The following is a 22,630-nucleotide window of genomic DNA, read 5'->3' on the forward strand; positions in this document are numbered from 1 at the left end:
GGCTATCTAGCGAACCACCATCACCATGTCAAATCGTTTTTTCAAACTTTTTGACAAGGTCTCCGAAGGCAACTTTGAAAGCCAACCCGCGGAGCCGGCAGCTTCTAGAGAAGCCAGCGAACCCAGTCAAGTCAATATTTCCAAGGAAACATCAACTCTTTCCGGGCCGAAATACTTGGAAGCTCTTGAGAACCACTTCGTATCTCGAGGAGGGCGGCTTCTATCGAAGCCAAACCTCCAGGTCAACCGCCCTTTTTACTTTTCCGTTCACAGCGGCCTAGGCCACATCAGAGCGCAAAAATCGACCGAAGCGCGCCGAGTTCGGAGCGCAGCAAGTCCGAAGGGATTCGATTGAGGCTGCGGAACTTAGCGACCCGATTTCGAAAACGCAAGCCCTTAGAGCTCAAGGTTTCGTCGGCGGGTCGCGGCCCCGAAGCGAGGGGCGGCTTCTAGACCCGGCCCCGCCCGCCGGACAAGCGGGGAATCGCCATTTCATCCCCAGTCCCCCGTCTTATCTGTGAACGAACGCCGTCGCGCGGGCTTGCGTCGCGACCAAGCCTCGCTCAGAAGGCGGGCCACTGATGATGGTCGCGCGCTCGCGGGCAAGAACGGGCGCTCTTTCTATAAGGTCACCGGCGTCGATGTTGTCCCAGAAGGCCCGCTACGCCCTACGCGCCATGATCGAACTGGCCCGCGCGGACGGCCAAGTCACGGCGGGCGAGTTGGCCGAGCGGGCTGACGCGCCGCGCAAGTTCCTGGAATCCATCCTTCTGTCCTTGGCGCGAGAGGGCCTGGTCGTCAGCCGGCGCGGCAAGTTCGGCGGCTACATCCTGGGCCGGCCGCCCGAAGCGATCAGCTTCGCCGAGATCATCCGGCTGGTCGACGGCCCCCTGGCCCTGGCGCCCTGCGTCAGCCGCACCGCGTTCCGCCGCTGCGAGGACTGCCGCGACCTGGCGACCTGCGCCCTGCGCGAGGCGCTGCTGCGCGCGCGCGACGCCACCGCCGCCGTGCTGGAAGGCTACAGCCTGGCGACCGCGGCCGACGGGGTCGGCGCGGAGCTGATCGGCGGTTAGGAGCCCCGGCCTCAGCCGGCCGCGATATAGGCCTTCAGACCGTCGGCCTCGGCCTGGGCCTCGTGAATCTTGTACTTCACCAGGTCGCCGATCGAGATGATCCCGGCCAGGCGGTCGCCCCGCACCACCGGCAGGTGGCGGATGCGGCGATCGGTCATCCGCTCGAGCAGGGCGTCGATCGTCTCGTCCGGCTGAGCGAAGATCACCTTGGCGCTCATGCAGCCGCTGATCGGCTTGGTCAGGGCCATGGCCCCTTCCTTGGCGATGGCCCGAACGATGTCGCGCTCGGACAGGATGCCGACCACGGACTCGTTGGCGTCGACCACCACCATGGCCCCGACGCGCCGGGTGTGAAGAAGCGCCGCCGCGGCGCCGATGGTCTCGTGCGGCGAGGCCGTGAAGACGAGATCGCCCTTATCTTTCAGAATCTGGGAAACCAGCACTGCGTTCTCTCCCTTGTTCTTATGGAACGAGGGTCTCGCAAAGCGGTCGCCGGATCAATGGGGATCGAAAGCTTGGCCGCCGGCCCAGCGGGCGAACACGCCGATCATGAGGACCCCGGCGACGAAGCCGACCAGATGGGCTTCCCAGGCGATGGCGCCGGTTCCGAGCGTCAGGATCCCGCCGGTGATCGCCATCAGGAGATTGACGATCAGCCAGCCCAGGCCCAGCGAGATCACGCGCGGTCCCAGGATCGGTCCCACCCGCCCCGGCGTGTCCATCGTCCGCGCCGCCGCGCCCATCAGGCCCGAGATCGCGCCGGACGCGCCCACCACCGGATCCAGGGACTCCGGATGGATCGCGGCGAAGCCGAGCCCCGAGATCACGCCGCACGCCAGATAGAAGAGGAAGAAGATTCCCCCTCCCCGGCCATTTAGTCCCAGCAGGCGCGCGACGGGCGCGCCAAAGGCCAGGGCGAAGGCGGCGTTGGTCAGGGCGTGAATCCAGCCGCCGTGAACGAACAGCATCGTCACGACGCCCGTCCAGTCGCCGCGCCAGAAGGCCTTGGGCTCCAAGGCCAGGGCGTAGACCGCCTCGGGTCCGGCGCCCAGCAGCAGGACATGGGGGACGAGGATCGAGGCCGCCGCGACCAGCGCGGGCCAGGGCGCGTTGAAGATGGGCTCGGGGCGCGGGTCGCTCATGCTTTCTATCTAGGGCCTCGCGCCTTGATTCGAACCCTGGCGGCGCCCTTAACCATTTTTTCTCGACCTGGGGTCTAGAGCTGCAAGCTGTATCTTTTTGGCACGGGTGTTGCTTGCCGCTCCGTGTCGACAGTTCGCGGAGCCGCTTATGGCCTGGCATCGGAAAGAGCATTGGCGCGGCGCGGCGATGGCCGTCGTCGTGGCGCTCGGCGTCGGCGGCGTGGCCGCGGCGCAGTCGATGACCACCAACTCGGCCTCGTTCAACGCCGGCTATGGCCGCACGGCGGGCCAGGAAAACCGGATGGTCGAGTATTCGACCCGCGACGCCAACGGCAACCGGGTCGTCGTCGACGGCGTGATGCTGACCGGTTCGGACCAGAGCGTGTTCTCGTCCAGCCGCTCGTCCGGGTCGCTGGACGCCTATTCGGGCGTGGGCGCGGTCGGCGGCTCGGCCGGCTCGACCGCGATCGGCAACAACCTGACCGTCATCACCCAGGGCAGCAACAACACGGTGATCGTCAACTCGACCCAGACCAACACCGGCGCGGTCACCGCCGGGTCCAAGGTCGTGAAAGGCGGAACCCCGCAATGACGATCAAGCGCGCCGGCCTCGTCCTGGCCTTGTTGAGCACGGCGGCGCTGGCCGGCTGCGGCAGCACGCCCGTGGCCTCGACCGCCGGCAACTACGCCAAGCCGATCGGCGACGCGCCGGTCACGGCCAATCCCACCGACTATTCGCCGGCGCTGGTCTGTCTGAACCAGTACGCCCGGGCCAATCACGTGGCCGCGCCGCGCATCGCGATCGGCCGCATCGCCGACTACACCGGCAAGGAAGAAAGCGACGGCTCGGGCCGCAAGATCACGCAAGGCGCCTCGCTGATGGCGACCTCGGCCTTCGCCAAGGCCGGCATGCCGATGGTCGAGCGCTTCGACACCTCGGTGTCGGAGTTCGAGCTGAAATACGCCAACAACAAGCTGATCTCGGACAATCCCAACAATCGCCCGGACGTCCCGGCCGAGTACCGCAAGATCCTGGCCGGCCAGGTGCCGGGCTCGGACTTCTACGTCGTCGGCGGCATCACCGAGCTGAACTACAACATCCGCTCGGCGGGGATCGACGCCTATGCCGGCGACAAGGACACCAACGGGCTGAAGGGCAATTTCAAGCGCCGCGTCTTCATCATGAACGTCGCGCTGGACCTGCGGCTGGTGAACACCCGCACGCTCGAGGTGGTCGACGTCATCTCGTATCAGAAGCAGGTGGTCGGCCGCGAAATCAGCGCAGGCATCTTCGACTTCCTCAATGGCAATCTCTTCGACATCTCGGCCGGTCGCGGCGCGCTGGAGCCGATGCAACTGGCGGTGCGCGCGCTGATCGAGCGGGCCGTGGTCGAGATGAGCGCCAACCTCTACGGCATGCCCGGCCCGCAAAGCTGCCTGCGATACGACCCGTTCGGCGACGCGACGGTCGGCCAGACCGGCGCCTTCGTGCCGGCCTACAACAACCTGGGAACCAACAATGCGCAGACCCGCGATGACCCGTCTCGCTGGAACGCTAAGCGCGATCCCGATATTCGCGACGCTAAGCGCGGTCGCTACTAGCGCGCCGGCCTTCGCTCAGGCCACGAGCCCGAGCCAGGTCCTCAACAGCCAGGTCAATCTCGGCGAGATCTTCTCCGAGCAGACGCTCAACGTGCAGACCGCGTCCGACGGAGTCACCGCCAGCACGACGGCCCAGGCCAACGGCGTCTCGGTCGGGGTGACCAACGCCGACGGCGCCGCGACCTCGAACCAGACGAACCAGGGCGCGGTTTACGCGCATGGGGTCGTGGACATCGGCGCGAACGCGGGCGCGGCCACCGCGCTGCGCACCACCGCCGTCGGCAATTCCGCCGCTCTCTCCGCCGCCAACGGCACGATCTCGGCCTTCGGCGTCCAGACCAACGCGACGGGCGTCACGGCGCGCGGCCAGATCGAGGCGGCCGACGCCGAGGGCCGCGACGTGACCGTCTCGACCCTAGCGATGGGCAATTCCACGGGCCTGACCCTCGACAACGGCTCGGCGGGCGCGCGGATCAGCCAGTCGACCACCGCCAACGTGCTGGCCGACGGCGGCGCGATCGTCGGCTCGGTCACCGGGACGGCGGCGGTCACCGCCACGACGGCCGGCAACAACATCGCCATGAGCGGCGCCAACCAGTCCGCGGCGCGCCTGATCACCGACCAGGCCAATACGGCGGACGTGACCCAGGCCAGCAAGTTCACGGCCTATGGCTCCAGCTACCTGTCGGCGACGACGGCGACCGTCACCGGCAACACGCTCTCGGCCCAGAACGAAGGGCCGCTGCTGGACGTCACGTCCAACCAGTGGAACACCTCCTACGTCCGGGGCCAGGCCGAGGGATCGTCGTACCTGTTCGGCGCGGCCCAGACCCAGGCCTACGCGGCCGGCAACTCTTCGCAGGTCAACACCGTCGGCCCGGAGCTGGCGCTGGACAACCTGCAGACCAACACCGGCGGCGGCGTCGAGGCCACGGCCAGCTTCACCGGCCAGGACGGGTACGACAGCGTGACCACGGCCACGGCCATGGGCAACGCGGTCACGGGCTATGCCTGCGCCCGGTGCAACGGCCGGATGAGCGTGACCAACACCCAGACCAACGGCGCGGATGTCGGCGCGAGCTCCAGCACGACGATCGCGGCCGGCGGGCGGCAGGTGACGGGCGTCTCCACGGCGATCGGCAACAACGCCAGCTTCACGGTCAGTTCGCCCGGGAACTGACGGGCCGGCTCGCGGCGATTTTTGGCGTTTCCTCGACGCCCGCCCTGCTATACGCCGCAGGGCTCCGCGGCCGTCCGCCGCCTCAGTATCTCGAAGACCATGGCCTCCCCGACCCGCGCGCCCGTTCTCGCCCTCAAGGACGTCCGTCTCGCCGACGGCGCCAAGCCCTTGTTCGACGGCGTCGACCTGGCGCTGGAGCCGCGCGTGCGCGCCTGCCTCGTCGGCCGCAACGGCGCGGGCAAGTCGACCTTGCTCAAGATCCTGGCCGCCCAGGGCGTCGAGGCCGACAGCGGCGAGCGCGCCGTCCAGCCCGGCGCCAGGATCGTCTATGTCAGCCAGGAGCCGCTGATCACCGGCGAGACCCTGCTGGACTACGCCACCGCCGGCGGCGCCCAGGACTACGAGGCCCAGGCCGCGCTGGCCGACTTCGGCCTGGACCCGAACAAGAGCGCCAAGGGCCTGTCCGGCGGCGAGACCCGCCGCGCCGCCCTGGCCCGCGCCTTCGCCGAACAGCCCGACGTGCTGCTGCTGGACGAGCCGACCAACCACCTCGACATCTTCGCGATCCAGACGCTGGAAGACGAGTTGGCCGCCTCCAAGTGCGCCGCCCTGATCGTCAGCCACGACCGCGCCTTCCTGAACCGCGTCACCGAGCGCTGCTTCTGGCTGGAGCACCGCAAGATCCGCCGCCTGGACAAGGGCTTTGCCGAGTTCGAGGCCTGGGCCGACTCGATCATCGCCGCCGACGCCGAGGAGGCGCGCCGCCTCGACAAGGTGCTGGAGCGCGAGAACGCCTGGCTGGCGCGCGGCGTCCAGGGCCGCCGGGCCCGTAACGAAGGCCGCCGCCGCGCCCTGCTGGCCCTGCGGGCCGAGAAGAAGGACCGCCAGAGCGAGGTCCGCGGGACCATGACCATGGCCGTGGAGTCCGCGGGAACCTCGGGCAAGCGGGTGGTCGAGGCCAAGGGCGTCACCAAGCGCTTCGGCGACCGGACCATCGTCGAGAACTTCTCGACCCGCATCCTGCGCGGCGACCGCGTGGCCCTGGTGGGTCCCAACGGCGCGGGCAAGACCACTCTGGTGAAGCTGCTGCTGGGCGAGCTGGCGCTGGACGCCGGCTCGGTGCAGCTCGGCACCAATCTTGAGGTCTCCTACATCGACCAGGGCCGGATGGCGCTGTCGGACAAGATCACCCTGTGGGATTTCCTCACCCCCGGCGGCGGCGACTCGATCCTCGTGCGCGGCCAGGCCAAGCACGTGGCCGGCTACGCCAAGGAGTTCCTGTTCACCGAGGCCCAGCTGCGCCAGCCGGTCACCAGCCTGTCCGGCGGCGAGCGCAACCGCCTGCTGCTGGCGAGGGCTCTGGCCAATCCCACCAATCTGATGGTGCTGGACGAGCCGACCAACGACCTCGACATGGACACGCTGGACCTGCTGGAGGACTTGCTGGCCGACTTCGACGGCACGCTGATCCTGGTCAGCCACGACCGCGACTTCATCGACCGCCTCGCCAGCTCGACCATCGCCCTGGACGGTCGCGGCGGGGTCGTCGAGACGCCCGGCGGCTGGACCGACCTGATGGACCAGAACCCCGGCTTCTTCAAAGCCGCCAAGAGCGGCGCGAGCTTCGCGCCGGTATCGAAGTCCGCCGCGAAATCCGATCAGGGGGCCGCGCCGCCTCCGCCCGCCAAGAAGAGCGTCAAGCTCTCCTACAAGGACCAGCGCCGTCTGGAGGAGTGCGAGGCCCTGATCGCCAAGAGCCCGGCGATCATCGCCAAGCTCGAGGAAACCCTGGCCGATCCGACCCTCTACAGCCGCGATCCGGCGACCTTCGACAAGACGATGAAGGCCTTGGACAAGGCCCGCGCGGACCTCGAACAGGCCGAGATGGAATGGTTGGAGCTGGAGGAAAAGAAGGAAGGCCTGGCGGCCGGCTGAGGCGCGACGAAACGTCGCGCACGAACTCCCGGTTTGCATCTTGGCCGTGGGGTGCGACGCTGTCCGACTCTGGCAGGTGGAGGGGACATGTCCGACAGCAACGTTGACGATCGGCGCCAAATCCGCCCGACGGCGCTGCTGTTCGCCGCCTATGTCGGCTGTCTCGCCTTCTATGATCTCGCCACGCGCGGCCCCAATGGCATGCCGGCCCTTTGGCCGTGCAACGCGGTCCTCGCAGCGGGTCTGATGTATGTCTCGGGATGGCGCCGGCCGGCGCTGATCGCGGCCTGCGCGCTGTCGGCTCTCGTGATCCATCGCCTGGCCGGAGATCGCTGGTCGATCGTCATCATCTGCACCGTCTGCGACCTGGTCGAGTCGTGCCTGATCGCCTGGCTCGTTCCCCGCTTGCTCAAGCGAAAGCCGAAGGTGCGAAGCTTGCGCGAGGCCGTGCTGGTGGTGCTGAGCGCCTTGCCCGTGTCGGCGATCATGGCCTTGATCAGCTCGGTTCTCTGCGCGCTGGCGGACCACGGTCACGTCGGCGACTATCTGGGCGACTGGTTCTTCTCGACGGCGCTCGGGGCGGCCGTCGCCCTGCCCGCCACGCTCGTGATCCTCCAGCCCGAGGATGAGGCGGCGTTTCGGAAGGCGCCGTGGACCCAGGCCCTGCTCTATGGCTTGACCAGCGCGGTCACCTGGATCGCCTTCAGCGGCCAGGGCAACCCCATGCCGTTCCTGGTCTTTCCGGCCACCATGCTGGCGGCGTTCCAGCTGGGTCCCCGCAGCGCGGCGTGGAGCGCGGTGATCGTCGCGGCGATCTCCGGATCGCTGACCGCGTCGGGACACGGACCGACCTTGCTCAATCCCGTGTGGGACGACGTCGCGCGCTTCCGCATGATCCAGGCCTACGTCATCACCCTGTTCTTCACCTGCCTGGCGGCCGGCCTGGCGGTGTCGAAGCTGCAGCGGCTCAAGCGGCTGCTGACCCGCCGGCAGAACGTCGCGCGCGCCGCTCGCGCCCGGGCGCAGGCGGCCAACCGGGCCAAGAGCGACTTCCTGGCGACCATGAGCCATGAAATCCGCACGCCCCTGAACAGCATCCTCGGCTTCGCGAGCCTGCTGGGCGCGACCGAACAGCTGTCGGCCGACGGCCGGCGCAGGATCGACCTGATCGCCGGGGCCGGCGACAGCCTGGTCACCCTGGTCAACGACATTCTCGACTTCTCGCGGATGGAGGCCGGCCGCGTCGAGCTGGACCCCGGCCCGGTGTCGCCCGGCCGGCTCCTTCGGCAGGTGGTCGCCATCGTCGCCCCGGACGCGCAGGCCAAGGGCTTGACCCTGACCATGGAAACGGACGTCGAGGACGGCGTGCTGTACGCCCTGGACGAGAGCCGCCTGCGCCAGGTCCTGATGAACCTCCTGAACAACGCGGTGAAGTTCACCGCCAGCGGCGCGGTGACCGCGCGCCTGGCGGCCGACGACCAGACCCTGCGTTTCGAAATCGTCGACACCGGCATCGGCGTCACGCCCGAGCAGCAGGCGCGCCTGTTCCAGCGGTTCTCCCAGGCGGACGGCTCGATCCGTCGCACCTTCGGCGGCGCGGGCCTGGGCCTGGCCATCTGCAAGGCGCTGGTCGAGCTGATGGGCGGCGAGATCGGCCTCGTTAGCGAGCCCGGGCGCGGCTCGACCTTCTGGGTGTCCCTGCCCTGCGCGCGGGCCGATGTGGCGCCGGCCATGGCCGCGGACGACGGCGCGGTCGGCGCGGCGCGCGTCCTGCTCGTCGACGACCATCCGATGAACCGGGAGCTCGGCTCGGCGATGCTGACCCTGGCGGGCTGCGCGGTCGAGGTCGCCGAGGACGGCGACGAGGCCGTCCGGATCGCCGCCGAGCGCGACTTCGATCTGATCCTGATGGACGTTCACATGCCGCGCATGGACGGCTTGGCGGCGGCCGCGGCGATCCGGGCGCTCGGCGGCCCCCGCGCCGAGACGCCGATCGTGGCGCTGACGGCGGACGTCATGCCTTCGCAGATCGAGCGCTATCGCCAGGCCGGCATGGTCGATCACGTCGCCAAGCCGATCGATCGGGAGGCGCTTTACCGGACCGTCCGCCACTGGCTCGATCGAGAGTCTTCGGCGACGGCCTCTGCGACGAAACGACACAGGTCGCAATAACTGGTCACCGTCGCCGCCCGGCGGCGTATTGATGAAGGGGTCGGCTCGGGTCTGGGGAGGCACGCGATCGACGCACGACGGGCGCGGTCAACCGAGGTCTATCGGCCGCCAGCGCCTAACCGATGCGGCTCCCGCGGCCGGATTTTGGGGACGACGACGGCATGCCGAACAGGCTGGCCCAACAGGAACATCGGCGCCAGGTCGCCACCCTGCTCAGCCTGTCCGCGGCCCTGATCGCGAGCCTCGCCTTCAGCGAATATCTGACCCGTTCGTCGCTGGGCGTCGCGGCCTTCTGGCCGGCCAACGCCCTCCTGGCCGCCGGCCTCATCACCCTTGGCGGTTCCAAGCGCGTGGCGCTGGGGGCCGTCTTTGTCGCCGCCCACCTGACGGTCGACCTGATGGTGGGCGACGGCCTCGCCCGCGCCGCGCTCTACACGACCGTCGATACGCTGGAGGCCGTGGCGATCTGGGGCCTCTGCCGGCGGTTCTGGGGCGGACCGCCCCGCATCCGCACCTTGCGGTCCCTGGCGCTGCTGCCCGCCTTCACCACCCCCGTCGCCGCGATCGCGGCCCTGCTCTGCGCCGGCGTGCTGACCCTTTCGTCGGGCGAGCCGTTCCTGCGCAATCTGCTCGACTGGTGCCTGCGCGGGGCGCTGGGCCAGGCCGTCGCCCTGCCCGCCACGCTCGTGCTCCTGGACGCCGAGCATCGCCGCTCGTTCCAGCGATCCTGGCGCGAGCAGCTGTCGATGATGTTCGGCGTCGGCGCGATCACCCTGCTGTGCGCGCATCCGGCCTCCGGAGCGCCTCCGTTCCTGATCTTTCCGATGGCGCTGCTGGCCGCCTATCGGCTGGGCGCGCGCGGCGCGGCTCTGGCGTCGCTGATCGTGGCGGCGATCGCCCTGCCCGTCGCCATGTCCGGCGCCTCGCCGCGCTTCAACGCCATTCTGGGCCCGACCGCCCAGGCGCGGACCATCCAGATCTTCATCCTGGTGCTGTTCTACACCTGCCTCGCCGCGGGCCTGGCGCTGGCCCAGCAGGACCGGCTGAAGCGCCTGCTTCTGCGTCGCGAACAGCTGACCCGGGCGGCGCGCGCCCGCGCCCTGGCGGCCACGGACGCCAAGACCGAGTTCCTGGCCACCATGAGCCACGAGATCCGCACGCCGCTGAACAGCGTGCTCGGCTTCGCCCAACTCCTGGCGGCGCGCGACGACCTGCCGCCCGACGCGCGGCGCCAGATCAACCTGATCGACAGCGCCGGCGCGGCCTTGCTGACCGTGGTCGACGACATTCTCGACTTCTCGCGGGTCGAAGCCGGCCTGATCGAGCTCCTGCCCCAGCCGACCTCGGCCGCCGCGCTGTTGCGCGACACCGTCGCCATCATGGCGCCCGAGGCCCGCGCCAAGGGACTTGCCCTGAAGCTCGATATCATCGACCCCGTCGAGGCCCTGCACGACCTCGACGCCGACCGCCTGCGCCAGGTGCTGATCAACCTGCTGAACAACGCCGTGAAGTTCACCGACGAGGGCCGCATCGACGCGCGCCTGATCGTCGAGGCCGGCGACGTCGAGGATCGCCTCCGGTTCGAGATCATCGACACCGGGGTGGGCATCGAGCTCGACAAGCAGGCCCTGCTGTTCCAACGCTTCGCGCGGGCCGACAGTTCGATGAGCCGGCTGCACGGCGGCGCCGGCCTGGGCCTGGCCATCTGCCGGGCGCTGGTCGACGTGATGGGCGGCCGGATCGGCGTCGACAGCGTGCCGGGCCGCGGCTCCTGCTTCTGGATCGAGCTCACCGCGCCCACGGTCGAGCCGCTCGTCGTGGCAGAACGGCCGAAGGCCGCGACACCGGGCGCGGCCAGGATCCTGATCGTCGACGACCACCCGATCAATCTGGAGATCGGCGTCGCGCTGCTGACCCTGGTGGGCTGCGAGGTCGACGTCGCCGAGAACGGCCAGCAGGCCGTCGATAAGGCCGCCGCCGGCGACTACGACATGATCCTGATGGACATCCACATGCCCCGGATGGACGGCCTCCAGGCCACCCGGGCGATCAAGGCCTTGGTCGGGCCGTCGAGCCGCACCCCGATCATCGCCATGAGCGCCGACGCCCTGCCGCGCCAGGTCGAGCGCTGCTACGCCGCCGGCATGGTCGACCACATCGCCAAGCCGGTGCAGCGCGAGGTGCTCTACGCCAAGGTCGAACGCTGGCTGAACCCGCCTCCCCAGGCCGACGCCCGGGACTGAGCCGCGCGAGATATTGGGTCGGTTATCGCTTGGAACTCTCTTCGCGCGCCCCTAACTTGGCCGCGAGAAGAGGGGGAGCCCAGCCATGCGTCGCCGCGCCTTTACCGCCCTGGGAGCCGCCCTGGGCCTGACCGCGATGCTGGCCGCCTGCTCGCCCGCGCCGAAGACGGACGCGCCGCCCGCCGGCGTCACCCGGCTGAAACTGGCCACCGATTGGCGCGCCGAGGCCGAGCTGGGCGGCTACTACCAGGCCCTGGCGACCGGCGAGTACAAGAAGCGCGGCCTGGACGTGACCCTGATCCAGGGCGGCCCGGCGGTGAACGTGCCCCAGCTGCTGGCCACCGGCGCGGTCGATGTGGGCGTCGGCTCCAACAGCTTCATCGTCATGAACCTGGCCAAGGAGAACGCCCCGGTCAAAGCCGTGGCGGCCTTCATGCAGAAGGACCCTCAGGTTCTGATCGCCCACGCCGGCCAGGGGGTGAATTCGATCGCCGACATGAAGGGCCGGCCGATCCTGCTGGCCGACGCCTCGATCACGGCCTTCTGGGTCTGGCTGAAGGCCAAGTACGGCTTCACCGACGACCAGGTGCGCAAGTACAACTATTCCTCGGCCCCGTTCCTGGCCGACAAGCGCGTGATCCAGCAGGGCTACGCCACCAGCGAGCCCTATCTGATCGAGAAGGAAGGCAGGGAAAAGCCGGCGGTCTTCCTGCTGGCCGACAGCGGCTATCCCGCCTACGCCTCGATGGCCCTGGTCCCCGACAGCCTGATCGCCAAGAACCCGGCGGCCGTGAAGGCCTTCGTCGAAGCCACGGCGGCGGGCTGGAAGTCCTATCTCTACGGCGATCCCAAGCCGGGCGACGCGGCGATCCTGAAGGACAATCCGGAGATGACCCAGGACGTCCTCGACCAGGCCCGCGAGAAGATGCGGACCTACGGCATCGTCGGCAAGGACGGCGAGATCGGCCAGATGAGCGACGCGCGCTGGGCCGAGTTCTTCAAGGTGGCTTCGGACCAGGGCGTCTATCCCAAGGACATGGACGTCAAGAAGGCCTACACGCTGCAGTTCCTGCCCAAGGGGCAGTGAGGCCTACGATGCATCTCTCCTCCAAGCTCCAGTCCGGCCTGTTCGATTTGGCGATGGTTGGCGTATTCGGCGGTTGGTTCGCGGCGTCGTTGAAGATGCGGAAGGTCTATCTCGGACGCTTGGGATGGCTAAGCTGGGTCGACAGCCCGCGGATCTTCTGGGGACTGTGCGCGGGACTATCGGCCCTCGCCGCCCTGTTCGCGTGGTTTCTTTTCCGGCTGATCGCGCAAGGATGACGCCCTCCATCGCCAGCCTCTCCGGCGTCGAGGTCGACTACGATCGCGGCCGCGCCCTTGGCCCTGTCGACTTGGCCCTCGCGCCGGGCGAGATCGTCGCCCTGGTCGGTCCGTCCGGCTGCGGCAAGTCCACGGCCTTGCGCCTGCTGGCGGGCCTTGAACAGCCCACGCGCGGGACCGTGGTCCGCGCCGCCGGCAAGGGCGAGACCTCGGTCGTGTTCCAGGCCCCGACCCTGGCCCCTTGGCTGTCGGCGCGGGACAATGTCGCCCTGCCGCTGGAGCTGTCGGGCCTCGCCAAGAAGGACGCCCTGGCGGCCGCCGACGAGGCGTTGCGCAAGGTCGGCCTCGGCGCCGCCCTCGCCGCCCGTCCCGCCCAGCTGTCCGGCGGCATGGCCATGCGCGCGTCCTTGGCCAGAGCGCTCGTCACCCGCCCGCGCCTGCTGCTGCTGGACGAACCCTTCGCCGCGCTGGACGAGATCACCCGCCGCGCCCTGGCCGACGACGTCCTGGCCCTCGCCGACGAGCTCAAGCCCGCCATCGTCTTCGTCACGCACAATGTCGAGGAAGCGGTCTATATGGCCGGCCGCGTGGTGGTCATGACCCCAGGACCGGGACGGATCGCCGGCGAGATCGCGATCCCCGGTCCGATCGTCCGCCCCCCGGGCTTCCGCACCACCGAGGCCTTCCGGGCCGCCGCCGAGGCGGTCTCGAACCTGCTCGCCCGGGCGACGGAGCGGGCGGCATGAAGCGCCTCCTTGCCCCGCTGATCCTGATCGCGGTCCTGCTGGGCGGCTGGGAGCTGGCCTGCCGCGCCCTCTCGGTTCCGCCCTATCTGCTGCCGCCCCCCAGCGCGATCGCGGCGGCCTTCGTCCAGTCCTGGCCGCTGCTGCTGGCCTCGGCCTGGGCGACGCTGTCGACGGCGCTGCTGGCCCTGGTCATCGCTAGCGTCTGCGCCTGCGCCCTGGCGCTGGCGGTCAGCCTCAACAGCTTGCTGGAGGACGCGGTCCGCCCGATCGCCGTGACCCTTCAGGTGACCCCGCTCGTGGCCATCGCGCCGCTGGTGACGATCTGGGCCGGCATCGATCATCCCGAGCGCGCGGTGATCGGCCTGGCCGCCGTCGTCGCCTTCTTCCCGATCTTCTCGGGCGCGCTGACGGGCCTGAAGGCCGTCGATCCCGACCTGGCGCGCCTGTTCGATCTTTATGGCGCGACCCCGCTCCAGCGCCTCGTCCGCCTGCGCCTGCCCTCGGCGGTTCCGGCGCTTCTGGAGGGGCATAAGGTCGCGACGGGCCTGGCGGTCATCGGGGCCGTGGTCGCCGAGTTCGTGGCCGGCTCCGGCGGCGCCCAAGGCCTGGCTTGGCGGATCCTCGAAGCCTACAACCGTCTGCAGACCGCCAAGGTGTTCGCCGCCCTGGTGACCCTGGCCGTGCTGGGCGTCGTGCTCCACGCGCTGATGGAACGGATCGAGCGTCGGCTGCTGGACTCTTGGAAAGGTCGTTAGCCGAAGATTAAGCCGCGCGCCCCTATCCTTGGGTAGACTTCCTCCGCCTCGGACGGTCCATGCGCGCAGCCGCTCTCATCGCCGCCCTCGCCTTCGCCGCCTTGAGCGGCGCGGGTTCGGCGCGCGCTCAAAGCGACCGCGAGAGCCGCTACGGGCCCGCGCCTGAAAAGCCGCCGGTCGCCGCCGGCGCGCGGGCCTCGGGCTTCACCGGCGTCGGCTATGGCGGTCGCGCCCTGGCCTGGAGCGGCAAGCGCGAGATCGCCGCGCCCGAGCCCCAGGCCCAGGCCCAGGCCCAGGCGCCGCAACCCTGGTGGGCGCGCTCCGCCCCCTCGGCCCCGGTCCCGCCGTCGCCCCCGCAGGCCGTCCGTCCGCGAGCCGACGCGCCACAGGCGCCCGCCGCCTTGCCGCAAAGCCTCTATGACGAACCGCCGGCCACGAGCGCTTCCGTCGCCCAGACCCAGCCGCGTTTCCAACCCGGCCAGGTGGGCGCGCGCACCTATTCGGTCGGCCGCGAGTTCGGCATGACCCCCGACCCCATCCCCGCCGCCGGCCCATCGCGGATGGTGCTGATCGCGCCCCCGCCAGCGACGCAGCCCGCCGATCCGGACAAGGCGAGCGACGCGGCGGGCGGCGAGTGGTCGGCCAAGCCCGAAAAGGACAGCGGTCAATAATGCAGTCGCGCCTCCACGACCTGATCGCCCTGGCCAACGAGCCATCCAGCGCCAAGCGCCGCGAATTGCTGCGCGGCGTCACCGACATGTTCTTCCAAGGCGGCCATAACGCCGTCGAAATGGGCCTGTTCGACGAGGTCATGAGCCAGTTGGCCGGCGAGATGGAAGAGGCCGTCAAGGTCGAGCTCGCCCAACGCCTGAGCGACGCGCCGACCCCGCCGCGCGGCCTGTCGCGCACCCTGGCCTCGGACTCGATCACCGTCGCCGCGCCGATCCTGCGCAGCTCGAACGCGCTGACCGAGGAGGACCTGCTGCACGTGGCCCGCACCCAGGGCCAGGACCATCTGCGGGCCATCTCGCAACGGACCAGCGTGTCCAGCGCCGTTTCCGACGCCATCGTCGCGCGCGGCGACGATCACACGCTGGGCGTCCTGCTTCGCAACGAGGGCGCGGTGCTGTCGCGGGCGGCGCACGAGGCCGTCGTCGACCGCGCCGCCGCCAACCCGGCGCTGCACGAGGCGGTGATCGACCGCCACAGCCTGCCGGTCGATCTGCTGAACGAGATGTACTTCATGGTCGAGGCGCGGCTGCGCGATCGCATCATGGAGCGGAACGCCGGCGTCGATCCCGCCATGCTGGAGGCGGCTCTTTCGGCCGGCCGCAAGCGCGTCGCCGCCCAGGACGGCGCCCTGCCGCCCGACTTCGCCGAGGCCGAGAAGGAATTCCGCGCTCTGCGCGCCAAGGTGCAGATCTCGCCGCAGATGCTGGCCAATATGCTGCGCAACAAGAAGACCACCCTGTTCCTGGTCGCCCTGTCGGACTTGGCCGATGTCGACTTCCACACGGCCCGCAAGATTCTGGAGCGGCGCGAGATGGACGCCCTGGCGGTCATCTGCAAGGCGGCCGATTTCGACCGTTCGCTGTTCCTGACCTTCGCCCTGCTGATCCTCGAGCCCACCGAGGACGTGATGGTCCGCGCCAAGGCCTATGGCGAGCTCTATGTCGCCCTGCCGCGCGAGTCGGCCCTTCGGACGATCCGCTTCTGGCGCCTGCGCCGCACGACCGGCGACGTCGCGGCGGCCTGAAGGGCGGGGTTTCGTCTCCCCCCTAAGCGCTAAGGCCAAAAGCCGCCTACCTCGCGCCTTGCGTGCGCCATGCGAGACGGCCAAGGTGCCGGCCTTGTTCTCTCCTGCCCTGGATTCTCGATGATCAGCGCTTCGCGCTTGGCGCTCGTCGCCGCCGCCGGCCTTTCGGTCGCCGCCTGCTCGCACCTTCCCCAGTCCTCCATGCCCTTCATGAAGAAGAAGGGCGAAGCCGCCGCCTCGGCGCCCGCGCCCGCCGGCAAGCCCGGTCCGGCGCCGAAGATCGCCGAGGCCCCGGCCCTCGCCGGCCCGAAGGTCACCGACCTGAAGCCCGGCCAGTGGGCGCAGGAACTGTCGGATGTCGCCCCCGATCCGGCCTGGCGCTTCGGCGTGCTGTCCAACGGCATGCGCTACGCCATCCGCAAGAACGCCACCCCGCCCGGCCAGGCCTCGGTGCGCCTGTGGTTCGACGCCGGCTCGCTGATGGAGGCCGACGATCAGCAGGGCCTGGCCCACTTCCTCGAGCACATGGCCTTCAACGGCTCCAAGAACGTGCCCGAGGGCGAGATGATCAAGATCCTGGAGCGCCACGGCCTGGCCTTCGGGGCCGACACCAACGCCTCGACCAGCTGGGACGAGACGATCTACCAGCTCGACCTGCCCAAGACCGACGACGACACCGTCGACACCTCGCTGATGCTGCTGCGCGAAGCCGCCGGCGAGCTGACCATCGCCCAGGACGCCGTCGACCGCGAGCGCGGCGTGGTCTTGTCGGAGGAGCGCACCCGCGACACCCCCGGCTATCGCGTCGCCATCAAGACCCTGTCGGCGCAGATGCAAGGCCAGCTGCCGCCCAAGCGCGTCCCGATCGGCAAGACCGAGATCCTGAAGACCGCGCCCGCCCAGCGGATCCGCGACTTCTACGAGGCCTATTACCGGCCCGAGCGCGCCGTGCTGGTGGCGGTCGGCGACTTCGACGTCGACGCGATGGAAGCCAAGATCAAGGGCAAGTTCGGAAACTGGGTCGGCAAGGGTCCGGCCGGCAAGGATCCGGACGTCGGTCCCGTGGCCAAGCGCGGTCCGACCGCCAATCTGATCGTCGAGGCCGGCGCGCCCTGGTCGGTGCAGATGACCTGGCTGCGCAAGCCCGGCGGCCTGATCGAGACCAAGGCCCTCGACGAGCGCGACACGCTGGAGAATCTGGCCTTCGCCGTGCTGAACCGCCGGATGCAGGCGATCGGCCGCTCGGCCGAGCCGCCGTTCATCGCCGGCGGGGCCTTCAAGGGCGACCAGTTCGGCGCGGTGCGCGCCACCACCTTCGGCGCCACCGCCCAGCCGGGCCGCTGGCGCGAGGCGATGACCGCCCTGGACACCGAACAGCGGCGCGCCGTGCAGTACGGCGTGCGCCAGGACGAACTGGATCGGGAGATCGCCAGCATGCGCGCGGGCCTGGCCGCCGCCGCCGCGGGCGAGGCTACCCAGCGCACGCCCAGCCTGGCCAACCAGCTGGTCGGGACCCTGGGCGACGGCGAGGTCGTCACCTCGCCCAGCCAGAACCTGGCGGCCTTCGATGCCCAGACCAAGGGGCTGACGGCGGATCGGGTCAACGCCGTGCTGAAGAGCGCCTTCGCCGGCTCGGGCCCGCTGATCACCATCGCCGCGCCGGAGACGGTCGAGGGCGGCGAGCCGGCGATCCTGAAGGCCTACGAGACGCTGAAGGCCCAGCCCGTCACGCCGCCGACCGCGCCGGGCGTGACCGTGTGGCCCTATGCCAGCTTCGGTCCCGCCGGCAAGATCGCCGAGCGCAAGGAGGTCAGCGATCTGGACGCCGTGTTCGTGCGGTTCGAGAACGGCGTGCGCCTGACCGTCAAGCCGACCAAGTTCCGCAACGACCAGGTCGTGGTGAAGGTCCGCGCCGGCCACGGCCTGCTGGACATGCCGTCCGACAAGCAGAGCCCGCTGTGGTCCGGCTCGGCCTTCATCGAAGGGGGCCTCAAGCAGATCACCGCCCAGGACATGGAGCGGGTGCTGACCGGCAAGATCTGGAACGCCCAGCTGGGCGTCGAGGACGACGCCTTCACCCTGAACGGCCGCACCCGGCCCGAGGATCTGTCGACCGAGCTGCAGGTGCTGGCCGCCTTCGCCACCGAACCGGGCTGGCGGCCCGAGGCCTTCAACCGGGTCAAGACCAGCTACGGCACGCTGCACGACCAGCTGCAGAGCACCACCGGCGGCGTGCTGGGTCGTGATCTGGGCGGTCTGATGCACGGCGGCGACCAGCGCTGGACCTTCCCCTCGCGCGAGCAGATCGCCGCCGCCTCGCTGGACCAGCTGAAGACCACGGTCGCCAACCCGCTCTCCAAGGGCGAGCTGGAGGTGGTGGTCGTCGGCGACACCACGGTCGACAAGGCCATCGCCGCCGTCGCCGAGACCTTCGGCGCCCTCCCCGCGCGGCCCGGCGACACGCCGCTGCCCGGCGCGGAGAAGGCGCCGTTCCCCGCCCCCTCGGCCGAGCCCGTGCTGCGCACCCACAAGGGCCGCGCGGACCAGGCCGCGCTGTTCATGGCCTGGCGCACGGACGACCTGTTCTCGAACCTGCAACGCTCGCGCGACGTCTCGATCCTGGGCCAGGTCGTGCAGCTGCGGCTGATCGACGAACTGCGCGAGAAGCAGGGCGCGACCTATTCGCCCAACGCCGCCTCGACGGCCAGCGTCGCGTTCAAGAACTGGGGCTATCTGGCCGTCAGCCTGGAGGTCCCGCCCGAGAAGCTGGACGGCGTGGTCGCCTCGATCCGCAAGATCGCCGCCGACCTGCGCGACAAGCCGGTCTCCGAGGACGAGCTGGAGCGGGCCAAGAAGCCGCGCATCGACGCCATCGAGAAGGCCCGGGCGACCAACGAGTACTGGGTCGGCGCGCTGTCGGGCGCCCAGACCGATCCGCGCCTGCTGGACGCGACGCGCTCGGTGCTGGCGGGCCTGACCCGCGTCACCCCGGCCGACGTCCAGAAGGCGGCCCGCACCTATCTGGCCGACGACAAGTCGTGGCTGCTGCTGGTGAAGCCGGAAGCGGCGGCGAAGTAGCCGCCCAGCAAAAAGGCCCTCCCGACCGGGAGGGCCTTTTCTCATTCCATCCGATCTCCCCCGGCGAACGCCGGGGCCCAGATGGAAAAGCGCTGGCGGGGGCTCTATGCGCGCCGTGTTCTTCCCGTCATCCCCAGCGCCATGAGGCTGGGTCCCGGCGTTCGCCGGGAAAACGGGCCGGGTTGGGCTCTAGTAAACCACCCCGCCCACGCCGCCATCCAGGCTGAAGCTGGTGGTCAGGCTCTGGCGTTCCTGCACCACCTCGTCGCGATAGGCGGTGTAGGTCTCGGTGGTGATGATGGTCAGGATCTTCACCCCCGCCCCGAAGCGGCGCAGCAGCGACCGCTCGTTGCAGTCGCGGGCCGGGCGCTGCGGGCGGCAGGCCAGCGTGGCTTGGCCCGGACCCTGGCCGCGCATGTGATAGAGCGCCTCGTTCTTCTGGCAGATGAAGGTCTGGCCCGCGCCGCCGGTCGAGATGTCGATCTGGCCGGCGTATTCGGCCACGACGTACTGCATGCGCGAGCCGGCGATGCAGCGATAGAGCTCGCCGTCATAGGCCTCGTCGATGTCGCGGTCCGGGGTGACCTGCGAGGCCGGGTGCGGCACGTCGCGATCGTCCAGGCACACGGCGCGGACGATGACCCGGCGGGTCTTGGTGCGGGTGGCGAGATACGACTCGCGCCGGCGGGTCTCGCCGCCCTCGACGTTGAGGCCCTGGATGTAGCCGCTGGCCATCGGGCCGGAATAGTAGCCGCCGTGGCCGCCGCCGCCGAAATAGTTTGTCACGCCCCCCGCCGAGCCGGCCAGAGAGCCGCCGCTGGCGTTCGCGCTGGAGCTCGCGCCCGAATTGGCCACGGCCGAGACGTTCGAATTGGCGTTCACGATCACGGTGGCGCCGATGTTCACATTGACGCCGGGGATGTTCACGTTGTGACCGCCGCCACCGCCGCCGCCGCAGCAGCCGGTCGGCGGCGCCGGAGGCTTGGGCGGAGGCGGAGGGGGCTGGCAGCACACCGGGGGCGTCGGCGGGCAGCCGCTGGTGCAGGCCATGGCCACGCCGCCGACCACCAGGCCGCCGACGAGCGCGCCAACGGCGATCAGCAGCGCGCGCATGTTCAGTTTCGGCGCCTTCATCCGGCGGTTCCCTTCAGCTCGGGTCGTTCCGCTTCGCGTTAAGCAAGAATCGGGCCGCGCCGGCCGCTCCGCCCTGGTTTTGCGCCAGAATGGGACGACGAGGCCTCTGGCCCGGTTCTCCCAGCAAGGCCCGTGCGGTCGAAAACAGCCGCGACAGGACCCGCCAGGGGACGACGATGTTCCATCCAAGCACGGAACGGTTGATAGACTATTGGCGCGACAAGAAGGGTGAATCGGCCCTGCCGCGCCGGGCCGACATCGATCCGAGCCAGTTCCTGGAGCTCTTGCCGCAGGTGTTCATCCTGGGGCGTGACGGCGGCAAGCTGCCCTTCCGGCTGGCCGGCGGCTTCGTCACCGACCTGCACGCCCGCGACCTGCGCGGCCACGACGCCCTGTCGCTGTGGGCCCTGTCGCACCGCCTGGAGCTGAAGAGCGCCCTGGATGTCGCCCGCAAGCGCCGCACGCCGGTGGTGGTCACCGCCGATATCCGCGCGCACGGCGTGCCGTCGGTAGGCATGGAGGTGCTGTTCGCCCCGCTGCGCGGCGCCTCGGGCGAGACCGATCGCTTCCTGGGCCTCTACCAGCCCACCGCGATGATGGCGCGCCTGATGGGCCGTCCCGCCTACGAGCTGGGCCTGCGCGAGATCAAGCCGCTCGGCGACGACAACCGCGACATGCCCCGCCTGCGGCTGGCCACGCTGGACGGGCGGCGGATCGCTTAGCTCCTACTCCGCCGCCACCGCGTGCTCGTCGCCGAACACCGGGACGTCCAGCGGCGCCAGGGTCGCCTTGCCGCGGATCAGGTCCGACGCGCGTTCGGCGATCATGATGGTCGGGGCGTTGGTGTTGCCGCCCACCAGGGTCGGCATCACCGAGGCGTCGATCACGCGCAGGCCCGAGAGTCCCTGCACGCGCAGCTGGTCGTCGACCACCGCCAGCGGGTCGCCGGCCACGCCCATCCGGCAGGTGCCGACCGGGTGATAGATCGTCTCGGCCTTGGCGCGGATCCAGGCGTCGAGGTCGGCGTCGCTGCGAACGTCGGCGCCCGGCGCGTATTCGGCGTCGCGATAGGGATCGAAGGCCGCCTGGGCCACGGTCTCGCGGGCGATGCGCACGCCCTCGCGGATCGCGCGGCGGTCCTCGTCCGTCGACAGATAGTTGGCCAGGATGGTCGGATCGTCGAACGGATCGGCCGAGCGCAGCCCGACCTTGCCGCGGCTTTCCGGCCGCAGCTGGCAGACGTGCAGGGTGAAGCCGTCCTTCTCGACCACGACCTTGCCGTGGTCCTGCATGATCGCCAGCACGCCGTGGATCTGCAGGTCGGGACGGTCGAGGTCGGGGCGCGACTTCAGGAACGCGCCGCTCTCCAGGAACTGCTGCCGGCCCAGGCCCTTGCCGAACAGCATGTAGTTGAGGCCGACGCCCAGCTTGTTGAGCCCCTTGTTGGCCGAGTAGGCGGTCTTCAGGTTCTTGCTGGTCCACGAGACGCAGACGTCCAGGTGGTCCTGAAGATTGGCCCCAACGCCCTTGGACTCGTGGACCACCGCGATCCCCTGGGCCCGCAGGTCCTCCGGCGCGCCGATGCCCGACAGCTGCAGGATGTGCGGCGACTGCACCGCCCCGGCGCTCAGCAGCACCTCGGCGTCGGCGTGGGCGACCATCTTCTCCGCGCCCTTGCCGACCACGTATTCCACGCTGACCGCCCGGCCTTTCTCGACGAGGATGCGGGTGGTCCGCGCCTCGGTCACGCAGGTCAGGTTCGGACGCGACAGGGCCGCCGTCAGATAGGCCATGGCCGCGCTCCAGCGCTTGCCGTCGCGGATGGTCAGGTCGTAGGGCCCGAAGCCCTCCTGCTGGAAGCCATTGAAATCGCGCGTAGTCTTGTGACCCGCCTGGCGGCCGGCCTCGATCAGCGTGCGATAGAAGGGGTTATCGCTCTCGCCCTTGGAGACGTGCAGCGGCCCCTTGTCGCCGTGATAGGCGTCGCCGCCGCCGTGGTGTGTTTCCGAGCGTTTGAAGTACGGCAGCACCTCGGCATAGGACCAGCCCGACAGGCCCATCTGCCGCCACTGGTCGTAGTCGCGCGCGTGGCCGCGGATATAGATCATGCCGTTGATCGCCGAGCTGCCGCCCAGGCCCTTGCCGCGCGGCCACCAGAGCTTGCGATTGTCGAGGTTCGGCTCGGCCTCGGTCCAGAAGCCCCAGTTCTGCTCGCCCTTGGCCTTGATCAGCTCGCCGACGCCGGCGGGCATCCTGACCAGCACCGAGCTGTTCTTGCCGCCGGCTTCCAGCAGCAGGACCTTGATGTTCGGATCCTCGGTCAGACGAGCCGCCAGCACGCAGCCGGCCGAACCCGCGCCGATGACGACGTAATCATAGCGTTCGCTGGCCATGGCCTGACGCCCTCCCTCGAAGGTTATCATTGTTAAGGCAGAGAGTGATCCGCCTTTCGCGCTTTCGCAAGGCCGGCGTGGGCGCGCGCGGCCAAAGT

The 22,630-nt window shown here is 69.7% G+C and carries 19 protein-coding genes; 15 read left to right on the forward strand and 4 right to left on the reverse strand.

Features of this window, described 5'->3' with window-relative positions; translation table 11 throughout:
- Nucleotides 1-641 precede the first annotated feature (641 nt).
- The gene (locus tag Q0V34_RS12870; protein ID WP_297512503.1) at nucleotides 642-1,073 is read left to right on the forward strand and encodes an Rrf2 family transcriptional regulator; all 432 of its coding nucleotides are present in this window, start codon (nucleotides 642-644) and stop codon (nucleotides 1,071-1,073) included.
- 11 nt (nucleotides 1,074-1,084) lie between these two features.
- Here the strand turns inward: Q0V34_RS12870 and Q0V34_RS12875 are convergent, their stop codons facing one another.
- Both Q0V34_RS12875 and Q0V34_RS12880 read right to left on the reverse strand, forming a co-directional pair.
- Nucleotides 1,085-1,516: a CBS domain-containing protein gene (locus tag Q0V34_RS12875; RefSeq protein ID WP_297512505.1), complete on the reverse strand. Its 432-nt coding sequence runs from the start codon at nucleotides 1,514-1,516 to the stop codon at nucleotides 1,085-1,087.
- Between the two features lie 54 nt (nucleotides 1,517-1,570).
- Complete coding sequence (locus Q0V34_RS12880; RefSeq protein ID WP_297512507.1) at nucleotides 1,571-2,215, reverse strand: rhomboid family intramembrane serine protease; 645 nt, start codon at nucleotides 2,213-2,215, stop codon at nucleotides 1,571-1,573.
- A gap of 148 nt (nucleotides 2,216-2,363) precedes the next feature.
- Here Q0V34_RS12880 and hfaA point away from each other — a divergent pair, with 148 nt between their 5' ends.
- The 13 genes from hfaA to Q0V34_RS12945 all read left to right on the forward strand — a co-directional run bounded on the left by hfaA (nucleotide 2,364) and on the right by Q0V34_RS12945 (nucleotide 19,005).
- Nucleotides 2,364-2,807 carry a holdfast anchoring protein HfaA gene (hfaA, locus tag Q0V34_RS12885; RefSeq protein WP_297512509.1) on the forward strand — a complete coding sequence of 148 codons (444 nt, stop codon included), beginning with the start codon at nucleotides 2,364-2,366 and terminating at the stop codon, nucleotides 2,805-2,807.
- A complete protein-coding gene (hfaB, locus tag Q0V34_RS12890; protein ID WP_297512511.1) occupies nucleotides 2,804-3,817 on the forward strand; it encodes a holdfast anchoring protein HfaB in 1,014 nt (337 codons plus the stop codon). The genes hfaA and hfaB overlap by 4 nt, the downstream gene beginning before the upstream one ends.
- Nucleotides 3,735-4,997 (forward strand): holdfast anchor protein HfaD, encoded by a 1,263-nt coding sequence (gene hfaD, locus Q0V34_RS12895; RefSeq protein WP_297512512.1) that lies wholly within the window; start codon nucleotides 3,735-3,737, stop codon nucleotides 4,995-4,997. The genes hfaB and hfaD overlap by 83 nt, the downstream gene beginning before the upstream one ends.
- 99 nt (nucleotides 4,998-5,096) lie before the next feature.
- Nucleotides 5,097-6,932: an ABC-F family ATP-binding cassette domain-containing protein gene (locus tag Q0V34_RS12900; RefSeq protein WP_297512514.1), complete on the forward strand. Its 1,836-nt coding sequence runs from the start codon at nucleotides 5,097-5,099 to the stop codon at nucleotides 6,930-6,932.
- A gap of 87 nt (nucleotides 6,933-7,019) precedes the next feature.
- The gene (locus Q0V34_RS12905; protein WP_297512516.1) at nucleotides 7,020-9,104 is read left to right on the forward strand and encodes an ATP-binding protein; all 2,085 of its coding nucleotides are present in this window, start codon (nucleotides 7,020-7,022) and stop codon (nucleotides 9,102-9,104) included.
- A 161-nt stretch (nucleotides 9,105-9,265) separates the two neighbouring features.
- On the forward strand, nucleotides 9,266-11,347 hold the full coding sequence (locus Q0V34_RS12910; RefSeq protein ID WP_297512518.1) for an MASE1 domain-containing protein: 2,082 nt from the start codon (nucleotides 9,266-9,268) through the stop codon (nucleotides 11,345-11,347).
- Between the two features lie 85 nt (nucleotides 11,348-11,432).
- Nucleotides 11,433-12,434, forward strand: coding sequence for an ABC transporter substrate-binding protein (locus tag Q0V34_RS12915; protein WP_297512520.1), 1,002 nt, complete (start codon nucleotides 11,433-11,435; stop codon nucleotides 12,432-12,434).
- An 8-nt stretch (nucleotides 12,435-12,442) separates the two neighbouring features.
- Nucleotides 12,443-12,670 (forward strand): hypothetical protein, encoded by a 228-nt coding sequence (locus Q0V34_RS12920; protein ID WP_297512521.1) that lies wholly within the window; start codon nucleotides 12,443-12,445, stop codon nucleotides 12,668-12,670.
- Nucleotides 12,667-13,416: an ABC transporter ATP-binding protein gene (locus tag Q0V34_RS12925; RefSeq protein ID WP_297512523.1), complete on the forward strand. Its 750-nt coding sequence runs from the start codon at nucleotides 12,667-12,669 to the stop codon at nucleotides 13,414-13,416. The genes Q0V34_RS12920 and Q0V34_RS12925 overlap by 4 nt, the downstream gene beginning before the upstream one ends.
- Nucleotides 13,413-14,171, forward strand: a complete 759-nt coding sequence (locus Q0V34_RS12930) for an ABC transporter permease (protein ID WP_297512525.1) — start codon at nucleotides 13,413-13,415, stop codon at nucleotides 14,169-14,171. The genes Q0V34_RS12925 and Q0V34_RS12930 overlap by 4 nt, the downstream gene beginning before the upstream one ends.
- Before the next feature lie 59 nt (nucleotides 14,172-14,230).
- Nucleotides 14,231-14,842, forward strand: a complete 612-nt coding sequence (locus Q0V34_RS12935) for a hypothetical protein (RefSeq protein ID WP_297512527.1) — start codon at nucleotides 14,231-14,233, stop codon at nucleotides 14,840-14,842.
- Complete coding sequence (locus Q0V34_RS12940; RefSeq protein ID WP_297512529.1) at nucleotides 14,842-15,927, forward strand: DUF2336 domain-containing protein; 1,086 nt, start codon at nucleotides 14,842-14,844, stop codon at nucleotides 15,925-15,927. Before Q0V34_RS12935 ends, Q0V34_RS12940 begins: the two co-directional genes overlap by 1 nt.
- Before the next feature lie 120 nt (nucleotides 15,928-16,047).
- Nucleotides 16,048-19,005, forward strand: a complete 2,958-nt coding sequence (locus Q0V34_RS12945; protein WP_297512531.1) for a pitrilysin family protein — start codon at nucleotides 16,048-16,050, stop codon at nucleotides 19,003-19,005.
- Between the two features lie 189 nt (nucleotides 19,006-19,194).
- Here the strand turns inward: Q0V34_RS12945 and Q0V34_RS12950 are convergent, their stop codons facing one another.
- Complete coding sequence (locus Q0V34_RS12950) at nucleotides 19,195-20,139, reverse strand: hypothetical protein (protein WP_297512534.1); 945 nt, start codon at nucleotides 20,137-20,139, stop codon at nucleotides 19,195-19,197.
- Between the two features lie 176 nt (nucleotides 20,140-20,315).
- Between Q0V34_RS12950 and Q0V34_RS12955 the strand changes: the two genes are divergently transcribed.
- Entirely contained in the window at nucleotides 20,316-20,861 is a 546-nt protein-coding gene (locus tag Q0V34_RS12955) for a PAS domain-containing protein (RefSeq protein WP_297512536.1), read from the forward strand.
- 3 nt (nucleotides 20,862-20,864) lie between these two features.
- Here Q0V34_RS12955 and Q0V34_RS12960 read toward each other — a convergent pair whose 3' ends face one another.
- A complete protein-coding gene (locus Q0V34_RS12960; RefSeq protein WP_297512538.1) occupies nucleotides 20,865-22,532 on the reverse strand; it encodes a choline dehydrogenase in 1,668 nt (555 codons plus the stop codon).
- Nucleotides 22,533-22,630 lie beyond the last annotated feature (98 nt).

The sequence above is a fragment of the uncultured Caulobacter sp. genome (assembly GCF_947036865.1).
Classification (GTDB): Bacteria; Pseudomonadota; Alphaproteobacteria; order Caulobacterales; family Caulobacteraceae; genus Caulobacter.

Excerpts from the sequence above, each read along its gene's own strand:
- hfaD (WP_297512512.1), top strand. The coding sequence starts at position 3,735 with ATGCGCAGACCCGCGATGACCCGTCTCGCTGGAACGCTAAGCGCGATC.
- Q0V34_RS12870 (WP_297512503.1), top strand. The coding sequence starts at position 642 with ATGTTGTCCCAGAAGGCCCGCTACGCCCTACGCGCCATGATCGAACTG.
- Q0V34_RS12955 (WP_297512536.1), top strand. The coding sequence starts at position 20,316 with ATGTTCCATCCAAGCACGGAACGGTTGATAGACTATTGGCGCGACAAG.
- Q0V34_RS12950 (WP_297512534.1), bottom strand. The coding sequence starts at position 20,139 with ATGAAGGCGCCGAAACTGAACATGCGCGCGCTGCTGATCGCCGTTGGC.
- Q0V34_RS12880 (WP_297512507.1), bottom strand. The coding sequence starts at position 2,215 with ATGAGCGACCCGCGCCCCGAGCCCATCTTCAACGCGCCCTGGCCCGCG.
- Q0V34_RS12960 (WP_297512538.1), bottom strand. The coding sequence starts at position 22,532 with ATGGCCAGCGAACGCTATGATTACGTCGTCATCGGCGCGGGTTCGGCC.
- Q0V34_RS12915 (WP_297512520.1), top strand. The coding sequence starts at position 11,433 with ATGCGTCGCCGCGCCTTTACCGCCCTGGGAGCCGCCCTGGGCCTGACC.
- Q0V34_RS12920 (WP_297512521.1), top strand. The coding sequence starts at position 12,443 with ATGCATCTCTCCTCCAAGCTCCAGTCCGGCCTGTTCGATTTGGCGATG.
- Q0V34_RS12940 (WP_297512529.1), top strand. The coding sequence starts at position 14,842 with ATGCAGTCGCGCCTCCACGACCTGATCGCCCTGGCCAACGAGCCATCC.
- Q0V34_RS12930 (WP_297512525.1), top strand. The coding sequence starts at position 13,413 with ATGAAGCGCCTCCTTGCCCCGCTGATCCTGATCGCGGTCCTGCTGGGC.
- Q0V34_RS12935 (WP_297512527.1), top strand. The coding sequence starts at position 14,231 with ATGCGCGCAGCCGCTCTCATCGCCGCCCTCGCCTTCGCCGCCTTGAGC.
- Q0V34_RS12925 (WP_297512523.1), top strand. The coding sequence starts at position 12,667 with ATGACGCCCTCCATCGCCAGCCTCTCCGGCGTCGAGGTCGACTACGAT.
- Q0V34_RS12900 (WP_297512514.1), top strand. The coding sequence starts at position 5,097 with ATGGCCTCCCCGACCCGCGCGCCCGTTCTCGCCCTCAAGGACGTCCGT.
- Q0V34_RS12910 (WP_297512518.1), top strand. The coding sequence starts at position 9,266 with ATGCCGAACAGGCTGGCCCAACAGGAACATCGGCGCCAGGTCGCCACC.
- Q0V34_RS12905 (WP_297512516.1), top strand. The coding sequence starts at position 7,020 with ATGTCCGACAGCAACGTTGACGATCGGCGCCAAATCCGCCCGACGGCG.
- hfaB (WP_297512511.1), top strand. The coding sequence starts at position 2,804 with ATGACGATCAAGCGCGCCGGCCTCGTCCTGGCCTTGTTGAGCACGGCG.
- hfaA (WP_297512509.1), top strand. The coding sequence starts at position 2,364 with ATGGCCTGGCATCGGAAAGAGCATTGGCGCGGCGCGGCGATGGCCGTC.
- Q0V34_RS12945 (WP_297512531.1), top strand. The coding sequence starts at position 16,048 with ATGATCAGCGCTTCGCGCTTGGCGCTCGTCGCCGCCGCCGGCCTTTCG.